At 71.0% G+C, this 15280-nt stretch carries 17 protein-coding genes; 14 read left to right on the top strand and 3 right to left on the bottom strand.

Going from position 1 to position 15280, the window contains the following annotated elements; genetic code table 11:
* Window positions 1-15 precede the first annotated feature (15 nt).
* Genes JOD31_RS08615 through JOD31_RS08625 form a run of 3 tightly spaced genes read left to right on the top strand, consistent with a single transcriptional unit; the run spans window position 16 to window position 2884 of the window.
* Window positions 16-1347 carry an MFS transporter gene (locus JOD31_RS08615; protein WP_204949929.1) on the top strand — a complete coding sequence of 444 codons (1332 nt, stop codon included), beginning with the start codon at window positions 16-18 and terminating at the stop codon, window positions 1345-1347.
* Window positions 1344-2084, top strand: coding sequence for an SDR family NAD(P)-dependent oxidoreductase (locus JOD31_RS08620; RefSeq protein ID WP_204949930.1), 741 nt, complete (start codon window positions 1344-1346; stop codon window positions 2082-2084). The genes JOD31_RS08615 and JOD31_RS08620 overlap by 4 nt, the downstream gene beginning before the upstream one ends.
* A gap of 11 nt (window positions 2085-2095) precedes the next feature.
* On the top strand, window positions 2096-2884 hold the full coding sequence (locus JOD31_RS08625; protein ID WP_204949931.1) for an IclR family transcriptional regulator: 789 nt from the start codon (window positions 2096-2098) through the stop codon (window positions 2882-2884).
* An 80-nt stretch (window positions 2885-2964) separates the two neighbouring features.
* On the opposite strand, the gene JOD31_RS08630 is transcribed toward JOD31_RS08625, so the two are convergent.
* From JOD31_RS08630 to JOD31_RS08640, 3 genes are all read right to left on the bottom strand, one after another.
* Entirely contained in the window at window positions 2965-4470 is a 1506-nt protein-coding gene (locus JOD31_RS08630) for a tripartite tricarboxylate transporter permease (protein ID WP_204949932.1), read from the bottom strand.
* A 10-nt stretch (window positions 4471-4480) separates the two neighbouring features.
* Entirely contained in the window at window positions 4481-4957 is a 477-nt protein-coding gene (locus JOD31_RS08635; RefSeq protein WP_204949933.1) for a tripartite tricarboxylate transporter TctB family protein, read from the bottom strand.
* A gap of 64 nt (window positions 4958-5021) precedes the next feature.
* Window positions 5022-6002, bottom strand: coding sequence for a Bug family tripartite tricarboxylate transporter substrate binding protein (locus JOD31_RS08640; protein ID WP_204949934.1), 981 nt, complete (start codon window positions 6000-6002; stop codon window positions 5022-5024).
* Between the two features lie 291 nt (window positions 6003-6293).
* Here JOD31_RS08640 and JOD31_RS08645 point away from each other — a divergent pair, with 291 nt between their 5' ends.
* From JOD31_RS08645 to JOD31_RS08695, 11 genes are all read left to right on the top strand, one after another.
* Window positions 6294-7031: a Crp/Fnr family transcriptional regulator gene (locus tag JOD31_RS08645; RefSeq protein WP_204949935.1), complete on the top strand. Its 738-nt coding sequence runs from the start codon at window positions 6294-6296 to the stop codon at window positions 7029-7031.
* Window positions 7031-7279, top strand: coding sequence for a hypothetical protein (locus JOD31_RS08650; protein ID WP_204949936.1), 249 nt, complete (start codon window positions 7031-7033; stop codon window positions 7277-7279). Before JOD31_RS08645 ends, JOD31_RS08650 begins: the two co-directional genes overlap by 1 nt.
* Window positions 7280-7396: 117 nt before the next feature.
* The gene (locus tag JOD31_RS08655) at window positions 7397-7942 is read left to right on the top strand and encodes a YciE/YciF ferroxidase family protein (RefSeq protein ID WP_204949937.1); all 546 of its coding nucleotides are present in this window, start codon (window positions 7397-7399) and stop codon (window positions 7940-7942) included.
* 75 nt (window positions 7943-8017) lie between these two features.
* A complete protein-coding gene (locus tag JOD31_RS08660) occupies window positions 8018-8932 on the top strand; it encodes a manganese catalase family protein (protein ID WP_103121311.1) in 915 nt (304 codons plus the stop codon).
* 71 nt (window positions 8933-9003) lie between these two features.
* Complete coding sequence (locus tag JOD31_RS08665; protein WP_204949938.1) at window positions 9004-10113, top strand: glycosyltransferase family 4 protein; 1110 nt, start codon at window positions 9004-9006, stop codon at window positions 10111-10113.
* Window positions 10110-11063, top strand: a complete 954-nt coding sequence (locus JOD31_RS08670; RefSeq protein WP_204949939.1) for a glycosyltransferase family 2 protein — start codon at window positions 10110-10112, stop codon at window positions 11061-11063. Before JOD31_RS08665 ends, JOD31_RS08670 begins: the two co-directional genes overlap by 4 nt.
* On the top strand, window positions 11060-12091 hold the full coding sequence (locus tag JOD31_RS08675; protein WP_204949940.1) for a glycosyltransferase: 1032 nt from the start codon (window positions 11060-11062) through the stop codon (window positions 12089-12091). The genes JOD31_RS08670 and JOD31_RS08675 overlap by 4 nt, the downstream gene beginning before the upstream one ends.
* The gene (locus JOD31_RS08680; RefSeq protein WP_204949941.1) at window positions 12088-13194 is read left to right on the top strand and encodes an acyl-CoA dehydrogenase family protein; all 1107 of its coding nucleotides are present in this window, start codon (window positions 12088-12090) and stop codon (window positions 13192-13194) included. Before JOD31_RS08675 ends, JOD31_RS08680 begins: the two co-directional genes overlap by 4 nt.
* Window positions 13191-13880, top strand: a complete 690-nt coding sequence (locus JOD31_RS08685) for a PIG-L deacetylase family protein (protein WP_271206114.1) — start codon at window positions 13191-13193, stop codon at window positions 13878-13880. The genes JOD31_RS08680 and JOD31_RS08685 overlap by 4 nt, the downstream gene beginning before the upstream one ends.
* Window positions 13870-14454 carry a class I SAM-dependent DNA methyltransferase gene (locus JOD31_RS08690; protein ID WP_204949943.1) on the top strand — a complete coding sequence of 195 codons (585 nt, stop codon included), beginning with the start codon at window positions 13870-13872 and terminating at the stop codon, window positions 14452-14454. Before JOD31_RS08685 ends, JOD31_RS08690 begins: the two co-directional genes overlap by 11 nt.
* Window positions 14451-15260, top strand: coding sequence for a glycosyltransferase family 2 protein (locus tag JOD31_RS08695; protein ID WP_204949944.1), 810 nt, complete (start codon window positions 14451-14453; stop codon window positions 15258-15260). The genes JOD31_RS08690 and JOD31_RS08695 overlap by 4 nt, the downstream gene beginning before the upstream one ends.
* Window positions 15261-15280: the final 20 nt, after the last annotated feature.

A 15280-nucleotide genomic window follows, 5' to 3' on the forward strand; every position in this document is an offset into this window, starting at 1 on the left:
TGAGGAAACGCCGACATGACCGAGGCCACGATCTCGTCCGGGGGCCAAGCGTCGCCCGCCGGAAAAACCGCCCGGCTCGTTCGCATCCAGTGGATCGCCGTGGCGTTCCTGACGGTCGCGGGCGTCATCAACTACCTCGACCGCAGCTCGCTCTCGATCGCGAACACCGCGATCCGCGAGGAGATGGGCCTAACGCCGACCGAGATGGGGCTGCTGCTGTCGGCCTTTTCGCTGTCCTACGCCTTCGCGCAATTGCCGATCGGCGCGCTGCTCGACCGCTTCGGCTCGCGCATCATGCTGGGGGCCGGCATGTTCTTCTGGTCGCTGGCGCAGATCGTGTGCGGCCTCGTCGGCAGCTTCCACCAGTTCCTCGTCGCCCGCGCCGTCCTCGGCGTCGGCGAGGCGCCGCAGTTCCCGGCGGGCGCGAAGGTGGTGAGCGAGTGGTTCAACGTGCGCGACCGCGGCACGCCGACCGGAATCTTCGTCGGCGCCTCCACCATCGGGCCCTGCATCGCGCCGCCGGTGCTCACCGCGATGATGCTCGCCTTCGGCTGGCGCTGGATGTTCATCATCACCGGCCTCGTGGGCGTCGTCGTCGCCGTCGGCTGGTATCTGCTTTACCGCAACCGAGCCGAGGTGGAGCTCACCCGGGAAGAGACCGCGCATCTCGAAGAGGGCGTGGACATGGGCGGCGTCAACCGCTCGCTCACGTTCCGGGAATGGCGCGGCCTGTTCGGACACGCCGCCACCTGGGGCATGATCTTCGGGTTCATGGGCGTGATCTACATGGTCTGGCTCTACCTCACCTGGCTGCCGAGCTACCTCGAGCACGAGCGCGGCCTGTCGGTGGCGCGCACCGGCTGGGTGGTGGCGATCCCCTACCTGTTCGGCACCGTCGGCATGCTCTGCGCCGGCCAGATCGCCGATCGGCTCTACCGCGCCGGCGCGGGCCTGATCGCGAGCCGCAAGTGGCCGGTCTGCGTCGGCCTGCTCGGCGGCGCCGCCTTCACCGTGCCCGCAGCCTTCACGCCGAGCGTCGCCATGGCGGTCGTGTTCCTGTGCTTCGCGATGTTCTTCATCAACATGGCGAGCGCGGCCTGCTGGATGATGGTGAGCGTGATCTCGCCCCAGCGGCAGGTGGCGTCGCTCGGGAGCATCCAGAACTTCGGCGGTTACTTCGCCGGCTCGTTCGCGCCCGTGATCACCGGCTGGATCGTCCAGACCACCGACAGCTACGTCAACGCCCTGCTGGCGAGCGCCGTCGTCGCGGGCGTCGCGGCCGTGGCCTACCTCGTGTTGGTGCGGAAGCCCCTGCCCGGCGTCGCTGCCGCGGAGGCGTCGGCATGACCGCGCCGCGGAGCGCCTGGGCGGCGGACCTGTTCGCCGGCAAGGTCGCCGTGGTCACGGGCGGAACGTCCGGGATCGGCCTCGGCGTGGCGGAGGCGCTGGCCGCGCTCGGCGCGAGCGTCCGCGTCGTCGGCTTCGGCGCGAGCGGGGTCGCGGCGAGCCCCGGTCTCGACCTGACCGCGCAGGAGCTCGACGTCACCGACGCCGCGGGCGTGGCGGCCTTCGTGGACGGGCTCGACCGGCTCGATGTGCTGGTCAACTGCGCCGGCGTGATCCGCCGCGCGGCCGAGCACGATCCGGAGGTGTTCGAGCAGGTAATCGCGATCAACCTGACGGGGACGATGCGGTTCTGCGCGCTGGCCCGGCCCCGGCTCGCGGCGAGCAAGGGGTCGATCGTCAACATGGCCTCAATGCTGAGCTTCTTCGGGGCGGGGCTCGCCCCCGCCTACAGCGCCAGCAAGGGCGGCGTGATGCAGCTGACCAAGTCGCTGGCGATCGCCTACGCCCCCGAGGGGATCCGCGTGAATGCGGTCGCGCCCGGCTGGATCGCGACGCCGCTGACGCAGGCGTTGCAGGACGACACGGCCCGCGCCGGCGCGATCCTCTCCCGGACGCCGCTCGGCCGCTGGGGCGCCCCCGCCGACGTGGCGGAAGGCGTCGTGTTCCTCGCAAGTCCCGCCGCGGCCTTCGTCACCGGCGTCATTCTGCCGGTGGATGGCGGCTACCTCACCGCTTAAGAGACGAGGCCATGGAGACCGCGCCGCAGACGCCCGCCCCGCACGACCGGACCGACGTGCCCGGCGCCGCCGCGTTCGGCAAGTTCATGCGGGCGGTGCAGGCGATCGCGGACGCGCCGGGCGAGCTGACCGTGGCCTCGCTCGCCAGACAGACAGGCTTTCCCCGTCCGACCGCGCACCGCATCGTCGCCGCGCTGGTGGCGGAGGGGCTTGCGATCGAGGAGCCCCGCACCGGCCGCCTCGCTTTGGGGCCCCGACTGATCAGCCTGGCGTTCCGAAGCTGGGACCGCTCGGACCTGCGCCGGGCCGCCCAGGAGCATCTGGTCGCCTTGCGCGACGCTCTGGACGAGACCGTGCACCTTGCGATCCCGAGCGGCTCCGAGATGGTCTACATCGAAAAGCTCGAGTCCCGCCGCAACGTGCGGATGGCGTCTCGGATCGGAACGCGCGTCGCGCTGCATTCGAGTTCGGTCGGCAAGGCCTGGCTTGCGGCCCTGTCCCCCGAGGATTGCGCGACGGCGCGCCTGACGCTGACGGCGCGGACCGCCCACACCTTCACGGAGCGCGCCGCCCTGATGGCGGACGTCGAGGCGACGCGGGCGCGCGGCTATGCGCTGGACCTGCAGGAGAACGAACTCGACATCTGCTGCTACGGCGCCGCGATCGCCGGACGCGACGGCAGACCGGCGGGCTGCGTCAGCGTCAGCCTGCCGCGGTACCGCTTCGAAGAGCAGCCTCCGCAGCTGATCGTGTCCGCGCTCCTCGACTGCGTGAGGAACATCGCGGACGAGATCGCCTGAGTTTCTCCCGTCGACGGGAGCCGCAGTCCCTTTGCCGCCACAACCGTCGGTTCCTCGACGCCGGCCGAGCTTTTGTAAGATCAGCCGATGGCGGCCGGGCCGTTCGTCGCGCGCCGGCGGCGGAGCCTGAGCAGGGGCGGAAGGAACCAGATCAAGAGCGTCGCGACGCCCGCCGTGGCCGCGATCGGGCGTTCGAAGAACGCCAGGAAGTCGCCGTCCGCCTTGATCATCGACGTGACGAAGTTCTCTTCCAGCAGCGGCCCGAGCACGATCCCGAGGATGCACGGCGCGATCGGTATGTCGTTTTCCTCCATGAGGAAGCCGATCACGCCGAAGACCAGCATGATCACCACGCCGAAGGCCGAGTTGTTGGTGGCGAAAGCGCCGACGATGCAGAACGCCAGGATCAGCGGCATCAGAATGTTGCGGGGCGCCCGCAGGATCTGCTTCGCGCCCTTGATCGCCGCCCAGCCGAGCGGGATCATCGCGATGTTCGCCAGGATGAAGATCAGGAACACGGCGTAGATGATTTCGGGGCTGTTCAGGAAGATCGTCGGACCGGGATTGAGCCCCTTCACGTAGAGCACGCCGATGACGACCGCCGTGATCGAGTCGCCCGGAATGCCGAACACCAGCGCCGGCACCCACGCGCCCGCGAGCGCGGCGTTGTTCGCCGAGGTGCTTTCGATGATGCCCTCCACATGGCCGGTTCCGAACTTTTCCGGCGTCTTGGAGAACTTGCGGGAGGTGGCGTAGGACACCCAGGCCGCGATGTCCGCGCCCGCGCCCGGCAGCGCGCCGATCGCCGTGCCCATGACGTTGCCGCGGATCTGCTGCCGCCAGTAGGTGACGAACATCCGTCCCCACCCGGCGAACAGGTTGCCGACCGAGGTCTGCGGAAGAGGCAGGTCCTTGGCCCCGTGGACCATGCAGCGCAGCACCTCGGACACCGCGAACAGGCCGATCATCGCCGGGATGAAGTCGATCCCGCCGGTGAGGTCGACGTTGTCGAAGGTGAACCGCGGCACGCCCGCCGGGTTGTTGAGGCCGATGGTCGAGATCAGCAGACCGAGGAACAGGCTGACCAGGCCCTTGACCGCCGAATCCGCGCCGATGAACACCGCGCAGGTGAGGCCGAGCAGCGCCAGCCAGAAGTATTCGAAGGACGAGAACTTGAGCGCGAGTTCGGCCAGCGACGGCGCCGCCACGATCAGCACCAGAGTGCCGAACAGGCCGCCGAGCGCGGAGAACAGCAGGTTGGCGCCGAGCGCGATCTCGCCCTCGCCCTTCTTCGTCATGGCGTAGGCTTCGGAGGTGTAGGCGGCGGATGCCGGCGTGCCGGGAATCCGGAGCAGCGTGCCCGGGATGTCGCCGGCGAAGATCGCCATGGCCGAGCACGAGATCATGGCGCCGACCGCCGGCACGGGGTCCATGAAGAAGGTCACCGGCACCAGAAGCGCGATCGCCATGGTCGCGGTGAGGCCGGGGATCGCGCCCACGAACAGACCGAACATGGCCGCGCCGCCGATGACGAGCAGCACGTTCCACTGGAACACGAGCCCGAAGGCGGCTTCGATCGCTTGCATCGGGACGCCCTCAGAACGGAATGATGACGCCGCGCGGCAGCGGCACCCGGAGCAGGACCGTGAAGCCTTGATGGATCACGATCGCGGCGGCGAGCCCGACGGCCAGCGCGATCCACCAGCGGACGCCAAGCAGCAGACAGACCAGCGCGGTCAGGATCGTCATCGCGGCGAGAAAGCCGATGACCGGGGCGAGCAGGACGTAGCCGACCACGAGCGCGAGGCAGGCCAGCAGGTTGAACCAGGCGCGCCCCGAGCGCGTCCAGTCGGCCCGCTCCTCCCCCGGCGGGGGCGCTTCGGCCGGCGCGGGGCGCCGCCGGAGGCCCTGCGCGATCAGCACCGCGCCGCAGCCGACCAACGCCAGCGCGATGACCGTCGGAAACACCGCGGCGCCGTATTGCTGGCCGGGAACATCGGGGAAGCCGCGGGACTGCAGCGTCACCGCAGACCCGAGCACCACGAGGATCGCCCCCGTCACGGCGTCGTTCACGCGCATGGCTCTTTCCCCGAAGCCCGACCGGTCCAAATGAAACGCCACGCCTGACGGGCGGGGGTCAGCGCGCGAGGCCGACCTGCTTCATGACGGCGCCGAGATCGGCGTCGCCCTTCGCCATGAAGGTCCCGAACTCGGGTCCCGGAGCCCAGACCGCGCCGAAGCCGCGGGCGGCCATGAACTCCTTGTAGTCCTTGCTCTCGTAGATCTTCTGCAGCGCTGTAATCAGCACCTTCTGGGCGTCGTCCGGCAGGCCCTTCGGACCGACGATGCCGCGCCAGGCGCCCATGTCCCACACCACGTCGAGGCCGCTTTCCTTCAGCGTCGGGATGTTCGGATAGGCCGGGTTGCGCTCGGCGCCCATGACCGCGAGGCTTCGCACGCGGCCGGCGTCCAGCAGCGAGCGCGCTTCGGGCAGCGAGCACGGCACGATCGCCACGCCGCCGGCGACGAGATCCTGCAAGCCGGGCGCGGCGCCGTTGGACGGCACCCACGGCACGGCGGCGGGGTCGATCTTGAGCTTCGAGAGCAGCGCCGCCATGGCGAGGTGCCAGATGCCGCCCTGTCCGGTGCCGGACGCCTTGAGCTTGCCGGGGTTCGCCTTGATCGCCTCGATCAGCGCGGGCGCATCCTTGTAAGGCGCGTCGGCGGCGACCTGCAGGCCCGCGATGTCGTGGTTCATCAGGGCGAGCGGGGTGAAGTCGGCCGGAGTGAGCTTGGTCAGCCCCTGCCAGTGCATCATGCCGATCTCGACGGTGGCGATGCCGATCGTGTACCCGTCGGGCGTCGCGCTCGCGATCGCGCTGTGGCCGACGACGCCGGAGCCGCCGGTGCGGTTGATCACGTTGACCGGCTGGCCGAGCTCCTTCTCCAGCAGCGAGCCCACGATGCGCGCCACCGCGTCGGTTCCGCCGCCGGCGCCCCAGGGCACCAGCAGCTGGATGGGTCGATCGGGATAGGCGGCATGGGCCGCGCCGGCGAACGGCAGAGCGACGATGAGCGCCAGGCTCGCGGCAAAGGTCTTCAGCGCGTGGCGACGCATGTCTGCCACCCTCCCCAGAATGTTTCCGTTCCCAGATCCAGGCTCGCCTTCTGGCGATGCCCGTCGCGGCGGCTCGCACGGCCACGATTTATTCGACGACGGTAGGAAGTCGGCTGCAACCTTGTCAATCAATTGTTCAGCACGCGAGCAGATGCGTCGAAGCCGCCGCCACGGCGTTCGGCCCGAGCCCTCGGGGCGCGAACGATCGGTCAGCGGCGACGGCTACCGACGCCCCGGCGGCGCCCTATGTCGCAGCGACGTGGACCCACCGCCGCGTTCAGGAGCCACCGCATGTCCGCCGCCATCCTCGGCAAGCTCGAGGCGCTACATCCCCTCCCCGACGACGACAGGGCGCTGCTGCACGCCGTGGTGGGGCGCGGGAGGCCGCTGAAGGCGGGCGACGACATCGTCCGCGAAGGCGAGCGCACCGACGCCGTGCACGTCATCATCGAGGGTCACGGCTACCGCTACAAAACCCTGGCGGACGGCAAGCGCCAGATCATCGGCTATCTCGTGCCCGGCGACTTCTGCGACCTCTATGGCTTCCTGCTGGACCGGATGGACCACGGCATGGCGGCGCGCACCGCCTGCCGGATCGCGGAGCTGAGCGAAGAGCACATCCTGATGCTGACCTCGCGGCCCGCCCTCGCCCGCGCGCTGTGGTGGTCGGAGCTGGTGAACGCCTCGATCCTGCGGGAGTGGCTCGTCAACATGGGCCGCCGCACGCCGAGCGTCCGGGTGGCGCACATCCTCTGCGAGCTGCTCGTGCGGCTGCAGGCCGTGGGCGAGGCCACGCGCGACAGCTTCCGGCTGGAGCTGTCGCAGGCGGAGCTTGGCGACACGGTCGGCCTCACCACGGTGTCGGTCAACCGCGCGCTCCAGAAGCTGCGCAGCGCGGGGCTGATCCACCAGACCAACCGCGAGATCGCGATCCCCGACGTCGCGGCGCTCAAGACCTTCGCCGACTTCGACCCTTCCTATCTCCACTTCCGCAAAGACCGTGACGAGTCATCCGAAGGACGCGCGTGATGGAGTTCCGAGAGATCAAGGTCGCGACCGACTCCGCCGACGAGGACGGCCGGCTCGTGCTGCACGACGGACGCCTGGTCGCGGTCATCGTCCGGCTCGACGATCCGAGCCACGGACCCGCCAAGGGCCAGTGGAGCCTGGAGGCCGGCTTCAACGGCGTCGAGAGCACGAAGCCGCCGCTGTTCGCCAATTTGCAGGCCGCCGAGCGATGGATCGAGCTGCAGATCGCTGATCATATACGCGTATAACGGAATCTGGTCCCAGGATCGGTTTATTCCGCACATCTCCCGCTGGAGCGCGATTCCGGCGGAACGAGGGTCCGCCTGAGACGTCTTCCGAGTCCACGACAGACACGGGAGCCTCATTTGGCCAAGGAAAAGACCCTCGCGGACGCCTTTCACGAGACGCTCAAGGACGTGTACTACGCCGAGAAGCAGTCCGTCCGCGCGCTCAAGACATCCGCCAAGGCCGCGCAGTCTTCGGAGCTGAAGACCGCCTTCGAAAACCATCTCGAGGAAAGCCAGGAGCAGGTCGAACGCCTGACCCAGGTGTTCGAGATCATCGGAAAGCCGGCACGCGCCAAGACCTGCGAAGCGATGTCCGGGATCACCTCCGAGATGGAGGAGGATCTCGAGGACTTCGGCGGCACCGAAGCCTCGGACGACGTTCTCATCGGCTGCGCGCAGGCGGTCGAGCATTACGAGATCGCCCGCTACGGCCTGCTGAAGACCTGGGCCGGCAAGCTCGGCTACGACGAAGCCGTGCCGCTGCTCGAGAAGACGCTCGCGGAAGAGAAGAAGGCGGACGAGCTGCTGTCCAAGATCGCGCTCGGCCTCGACGTCTCCGGCGAGACCGCGGGCAAGCCGACCGGCCCTAAGGCCTCGACGAAGGCGTCCGCGAAGGCCGCCTGATCGCCGCTCTCAAATTTATTTTCCCTCGCCGCCGATCCGGCGGCGAGGAGCCCGTTCATATTTGAAAGTTCCAACATGTTCATGCGAATCGACAAGCTTCAGGCTGAACTTCCGAAGCCGAAAAGGGCTGATCCGAACGCTGCGGCGGCGCTTCAAGAGCTGCTCGGCGGTAAGTTTGGTGAAATGTCGACCCTGAATAACTATATGTACCAGAGCTTCAATTTTCGTAACAAATCGAAAGTGATGCCGTTCTACAGCCTCGTGGCCAGCATTACGGCCGAAGAGCTTGGCCACGTCGAGCTGGTCGCGAACGGAATCACGATGCTCGCGAACGGCCCCTCGCCCGAGAAGGAGCATAAGGGGGACATCTCGCAGGCCCCGTTCGAGGACATGAAGGACATCCGCTCGGCGGCCTCCTTCCTGCACGCGGGCGGCGGCGCCATGCCGGTCGATTCCAACGGACTGCCGTGGAACGGCACGTTCGTGTTCTCGACCGGAAATCTCGTGCTGGATCTGCTGCACAACTTCTTCCTCGAGTGCGGCGCGCGGATGCACAAGCTCCGCGTCTACGAGACCCTGTCAGATCCGACCGGCCGGGAAGTCTGCGGCTACCTGCTGGTGCGCGGCTCCGTCCATGCGCACGCCTACGCGCTCGCCCTGAAGAAGCTCACGGGCGTCGAGATGGAGAAGATGCTGCCGACGCCGAACATCGACCTGTCCAAAATTCCGGAGTCGCAGAAGTACCTCGACGAGGGCAGTCACCGGCGCCTCTACACCTGGGGCGAGGAGACCTACCGCGAGATGGAAGCGGTCTGGGGCGGCGGCGAGAAGGCTCTGCCGGGCGACCCGCCCGGCGATCTGGAGGTCGTTTCGGGCCATCCCGACGGCGGCAAGATCGACGAACTGAAGGGGGCGTCCTCCGCCTTCACGACGGACTACGACCCGTCCGAGATCTTCGAGATCGCGTCGAAGCTGCACGCGAAGCTCTGACATCTCGGCTCATCGGAGGGCGCCCGTTCCGGGGCGCCCTTTCGTCTTTCCTCAAGAGCCAGGACCCCGGTTTGCGCATCGCCATCATCGCCCACTTGAAGCATCCGATCCGCGAGCCCTTCGCGGGCGGACTGGAGACGCACACCCATCTCCTGGCGAGAGGGCTTCGCAAGCGCGATCACGACGTGACGGTGTTCGCCTCGACGCGATCGGACAAGACGCTCGGGCTCGAGGCGATCTGCGACGAGACCGCGCTCGAGGAGGTCGGCGTCGCGGAAGCGACCGACGTCGCGTTCTTTCGCGAGCACCACGCCTATCTCAGGCTGATGACGGACCTCGCCTCGCGCGACTTCGACGTCATTCACAACAACGCTCTGCATTATCTGCCGGTCGCGATGGCCGACACCGTCGCGACGCCGATGGTGACGACGCTGCACACGCCGCCGTTCTGCTGGCTCGAAAGCGGCGTGCGGCTCTGCCGGTCGCCGCGTGCGACCTTCGTCGCGGTGTCGGAGGCGCTGCGCCAGCTCTGGAAGCCGATCGCGCCGATCGAAGGCGTCGTGCTGAACGGCATCGACCTCGACCGGTTCGCCTTCCAGGCCGAGCCCGACCCGGAACCCTATCTGGTCTGGTCCGGCCGGATCGTCCCCGAGAAGGGGCTTCATTTCGCCATGGACGCGGCCCGCATCGCGGGGGCGCAGTTGCGGATCGCCGGGCCGATCTCCAATCCCGAGTATTTCGCCGCCGAGATCGCGCCCCGGCTCGGACCCAACGCCGTCCACCTCGGGCATCTGGAGCACGGCCGCCTCGCGGAGGTGATTGGCGGCGCGCGCGCCCTGCTGTTCACGCCCTGCTGGGAGGAGCCCTACGGTCTCGTCGCCGCCGAGTCGCTCGCCTGCGGGACGCCGGTCGCGGCCTTCGCGCGCGGCGCCATCGCCGAGATCGTCGACCAGAACTGCGGCGTGCTGGCGCGTCCCGACGACGCCGAAAGCCTCGCAGCGGCTGCGATCGCGGCCCAGCGGCTTGACCGGCGCGCCTGCCGCGACCGCGCGGAACGTCACTGCGACGTCGACGTGATGATCGACATCTACGAACGCCTGTACCGCCGGCTCGCCGCCGCCCCTGGCCGCGCGGAGGCCAGGACGCCGATCGCCCGGTCCGATCTGGCCCTCGCGGTATGACCGCGCGTCGCCCCGACCCTCGGCGCCTCGTCGTCTGCGTGCCGGCCCGCGACGAGGCGGACCGCCTGCCGCGCCTGATCGCGGCGCTCGCCTCGCAGGACTGGCCGGCGCCCCTGCCTGTGGTCGTCGCGCTCAACAACACGACGGACGCCTCGCGCGAGGTTCTGGACGAGCTGAGCGCGCGTTACGCCGGCAAACTGGTTCTTCACGTGGACGAGGCCGTCTTCCCTCCGGACCTCGCCCATGCTGGCTCCGCCCGCCGCCGGGCGATGGACCTCGCGCTCGACCTGCTTGGCGGCGACGGCGGCGGGATTCTGCTGACCACCGACGCCGACGCATGTCCGCCGCCGCACTGGGTCTCCGCGAACGTGGCGGCGATCGAACGCGGCGTCGACCTCGTGGGCGGCGCGCTTGTGCTCGACGAGGCCGAGCCTGCGCCGGCTCTCGTGCGCCGGCGCTGGTCGGCGCTCGCCGCCTATTGGGCGGAGGTCCGGCGCATCGAGGACGAACTCGACCCGCGGCCATGGGACCTGCCGCCGCGGCACGGCGACAACACCGGCGGGAGCCTCGCGGTCACGGCCGCCGCCTATCGCGCGGCGGGCGGCGTGCCGTTGCGCCCCACCGGCGAGGACTGGGCCTTCGTGATGGCGGCGCAGGCGACCGGAGCCCGGCTGGCGCACCCGCGGGACGTCTGGGTGCGGGTCTCGCCGCGGACCGCGGGCCGCGCGAGCGGCGGCATGGCCGCGGCGATGGCCCGGCTTGGCGACCCCACGTCCGACGCCATGCTGCTGCCCTCCTTCGATCTCTGGCGGGAGCGCGCGCTGTGGCGCCGCGATCTGCGCCGTCGCGCCGGCGGCGACGCGCTGGTCGCGACCCTCGAGCCCGAGTTGCCTCTCATGCCCTGCGCGTTCCGGCTGGACGCGCCGGCGCCGACGGAGGTCGCGGCGTGAGCCCGGCCCCCATCGGCTATTACGTCCATCACCAGGGCGAAGGTCACCGGCGCCGCGCAGCCGCCATCGCCGCCTTGGCGCCCGGTCGCTTCACGCTCATCGGCACGGGGGTCGCGGGCCTGCGCGGCCCGTTCGAAACGCTCGACATCCCGGACGACCGCCCGCAGGCTGACGGCTTCGATGGCCGCGACGACGCCGCCGAGCGCCCGGAGGCGCTGCACTACGCGCCCTACGACCACGACGGCGTCCGCGCCCGGGCGCTCGCCATCGCCGGCTGGATCGCGGAACGGCGCCCCGCGCTGCTCGTGGTCGACGTCTCCGTGGAGGTCGCGATGCTCGCCCGCCTTTGCGCCACGCCAACCGTCTACGTCCGGCTGGCCGGCGACCGGTCCGACCCCGCCCATCTCGACGCCTTCCGCGGCGCGCAGGCCCTGCTCGCGCCGTTCGACGAGCGGCTGGAGGACCCGCGCACGCCCGACTGGGTGCGCGCCAAGACGCGTTACGTCAGCGGGCTGGCCGTCGCCCCGAAGCCGGCCGAGCCGGAGGCCAACGTCGTCATGGTCGCCTTCGGCCGCGGCGGCTCGCGCGTCACGGGCGCCGACCTCGCTGCGGCGGCGGGCGCGACCCCGGAGCGGGAGTGGCGCGTCATCGGCCCGGGCGAGCCCCCGACGCCGTGCCCCGACAACCTCAACGTCCTCGGCTGGACCGACGAGCCGGAGCGCGCGATCGCCGCGGCCGGCGTCGTGGTCGGCGGCGCCGGCGACGGCGTCCTTGGGGCGGTCGCAGCCGCGGCTCGTCCCTTCGTCTGCGTGCCCGAGGACCGGGCCTATGACGAGCAGGCGGCCAAGGCCACGGCGCTCGAGGCCCTCGGCGCGGCGGTCGTCCGGCCGCGCTGGCCGAACGCCGCGGACTGGCCGGCGACCCTCGACGAGGCCGGACGGCTGGACACGCGGCGGATCGCCGGCCTGCACGACCCCGCGGGCCTTGCGAAAGCCGCGGCCTTCATCCTGGATCAGGCGACCTCATGACCAACCTCCCCGCCACCGCGCTGCGCTTCGCCCTGCTCGACGGGGCGCTCGCCGAACTGGGCGCGGCCTACGACGCGAAGGGCGTCTATCCGGCCGACAGCGTCGCGCTGCTGGTCCGGTGCCGGATGCACCAGACCTTCGCTCCGCCGGCCGCCGGCGGCGAGGTTTTCCGATCGGCGCAGGAGGAGAACCGGGCGCTGTTCGATTGCCTCCGGATGGTGGGGCGCGCGGACCTCAGCCTAGGCCGCATCTTCGAAGGCCACGTCAACGCGTTGAAGCTGTTCGCCTGGTACGGCTCGGAGCGTCAGCACAAGCGCCTCGCGCGGGATCTCGCGGCCGGCCGGCTGTTCGGCGTCTGGGCGACCGAACCGACCCCCGGCGTCGCCCTCGCCAAGGACCCGTTCGGCTGGCGGCTCGACGGCGCCAAGCGGTTCGCGACCGGCGCCGGCAGCCTCGACTACGCCATCGTCACCGCGCGGCCGGACGAGGGGCCGCGCCGGCTGGTCATCGTGGCGGCGAACATCGCCGAACGCGCCGACCTCTCCGCCTGGACCATGCGCGGCATGCGCGCCACCGCGAGCGGCTCCTACGACGTCACCGGGGTGCGCCCCGCCGACGACGATTTGCTGGGCGAGCCCGGCGTCTACGACATCGAACCGCGCTTTACGGCCGGGGCGTGGCGGTTCCTCGCCGTGCAGCTCGGCGGCGTGGAGGCGCTCCTGGCCGAGACCCGGGCGGCGCTCGGCGAGGCCGCCCGCGCGGACCCGCTGCAGCGCGCGAAGTTCGGCGAGGCCGTCGCCGCGACCCGCGGGGCGGGCCTCTGGGTGCGCGAGGCGGCGGACCGCGCCGCCGCCGACCACCCCGACGCCAAGCCCTTCGTGCAGATGACCCGCGGCGTGGTCGAGCGCGCGGCGCTCGACGTGATGGAGCTCTCCGCGCGCCTCGTCGGCACGCGCAGCGCGGTCGAGGGCACGCGGATCGACAAGATCATCCGCGACCTCAGCCTCTACCTCCGCCAGGCCGGTCCGGACCACGCCCGCGACGAGGCCGCCAAGGCCTGGCTCGACCACGACGTCTGGGGCGAGGGCGACGAGCTGTGGTGACCGCGCCGCACGCCGCCCGGCTCAGCCAAACCCCCTGGGCCAGGGCCCGCTGGCTGGTGCTCGCGCCCCACGCCGACGACGAGACCATCGGCGCCGGCGCGCTGATCCGCGAGGCGGCGGCCGACGACCGGCTTGCGGGCGTCGCGTTCCTCACCGACGGCGCCGCCTCCCACGGCGACCGCGGCCCGCGCGATCTCGCCGCCATCCGCCGGGCGGAAGCGCGCCGCGCGCTCCGGCGGCTGACGCCTTTCGCGCCGCCGCCGACCTTTCTCGACTGGCCCGACGCCGCCCCGCCCGAGGAGGGCGACCCGCGCCGGGCGCGCGCGCTCGCCACGCTCGCCGCGCTCTGCCGCAGGGGCCGGGTCGACGCCGTCGCCGTCACGAGCGGGCGCGACCCCCATTGCGACCACAAGGCCGCCTGCGCGCTGGCCTATGCGCTGGCCGCCGCCGCGCCCCGGCCGCTCCGCGTGTTCGAATACGTCGTGTGGGCGGAGGAGGCGATGCCGGCGAGCTATCGGGCGTTCCGCACCGAGCCCGCGCCGGCCGGGCCGCGCAGCCTCGCGCTCGCCGCCCACCGCAGCCAGATGACGCCGCTCCACGGCGACGGCTTCCGCGTGCCCGAGCGTCTGCGCCGCATGGCCCCCGCCGACGTGCTGTACCTCCGGAGCTTCCGCCATGCGTCCTGACCACTCCCTGCCGCCGGATTATTTCGAGGGCATGTTCAAGGCCGATCCCGACCCCTGGCGCTTCGAGACCAGCGCCTACGAACAGGCGAAGTACGACCGCACGATCGCGGCGCTCGCCGGCCGCCGCTACGACCGCGCGCTTGAGGTCGGCTGCGCCAACGGCGTGCTGACCCGCCGGGTGGCGGACCACGCCGGCGAGCTGGTCGCGCTCGACGTCAGCGACAGCGCGCTGGCCGCCGCCCGCGCGCGCTGCGAGGGCCTCGAAACCGTGAGCTTCAGCCGCGCGACCTTCCCAGCGGAGGCGCCCGCGGGGGCGTTCGACCTGATCCTGCTGTCCGAGGTCGTCTACTACTGGAGCGACGCCGACATCCTCCTCGCCGGCCGGCGGATCGACGCGGCGCTCGCGGCCGGCGGCGACCTGCTGCTGGTGCACTGGATCGGCGAGACCGACTACCCGCAGACCGGCGACGAGGCGGTGGCGAAGCTCGCCGACGCGATCTCGGCGCCGTTCCAGGCGGCGCGGAGCGAGCGGACCGACCGCTACCGCCTCGACCTCTGGCGGCGGGCGCCGTGAGCGACCTCAGCGTCCTGACGCTTGCGCGCAACCGCACGCCTCATCTGCTCAACCTGCTGGAAGGGCTTCGGCGCTCCGATCGCCGCCCGCACGAGTTGGTCGTCGTCGACATGAACGACAGCGCCCTGGCCTTGCCGCCGGCGCCGTTTCCGGTGCGCGTGGCGCGCCTGCCCGACAGGACCCTGCCGCTCGCAGGGGCCCGCAACCGCGCGGCGCGGCTGGCGACCGGCTGCCGGCTGCTGTTCCTCGACGCCGACTGCATCCCCTCCGCCGGCCTCGTCGACGCGATCGAGACCGCGCTCGACGAGACGGACGCGCTGATCTGCCCCGAGGCGCTCTACCTCGGCCCCGACGACGCACGCGGACCCTGGACGGAGGGCGCGCTCCGCGCCGCCGGCCGCGCCCATCCCGTGCGCCCCTTCCCCGCCGAGGGGTTGCGGCCGGAGCTGAACCCCGGCCTGTTCTGGTCGCTCGCCTTCGGCGTGCGCCGCGCGACCTTCGAGGCGCTCGGCGGCTTCGACGAGACCTTCGTCGGCTACGGCGGCGAGGACACCGACTTCGGCCTCACGGCGCAGGCGGCGGGGACGCCGCTGCTGTTTCTCGGCGGCGCCCCGGCGTTCCACCAGCACCACCCCGTGAGCGACCCGCCGATCGAGCATCTCGCGGACATCGTCCGCAACGCGGAGCTGTTCCACGCGAAGTGGAGGCGCTGGCCGATGGAGGGCTGGCTCGCCGCCTTCGAGGCCATGGGCCTCGTCGCGCGCCAGGGCGACAGAATCGTCGCGCGGCCGTCCGCGGCCGGCTGAGCCGGGCGGGACGGTCCGCT

The organism is Methylopila capsulata, assembly GCF_016907975.1.
In the GTDB taxonomy this organism is placed as follows: Bacteria; Pseudomonadota; Alphaproteobacteria; order Rhizobiales; family Methylopilaceae; genus Methylopila; species Methylopila capsulata.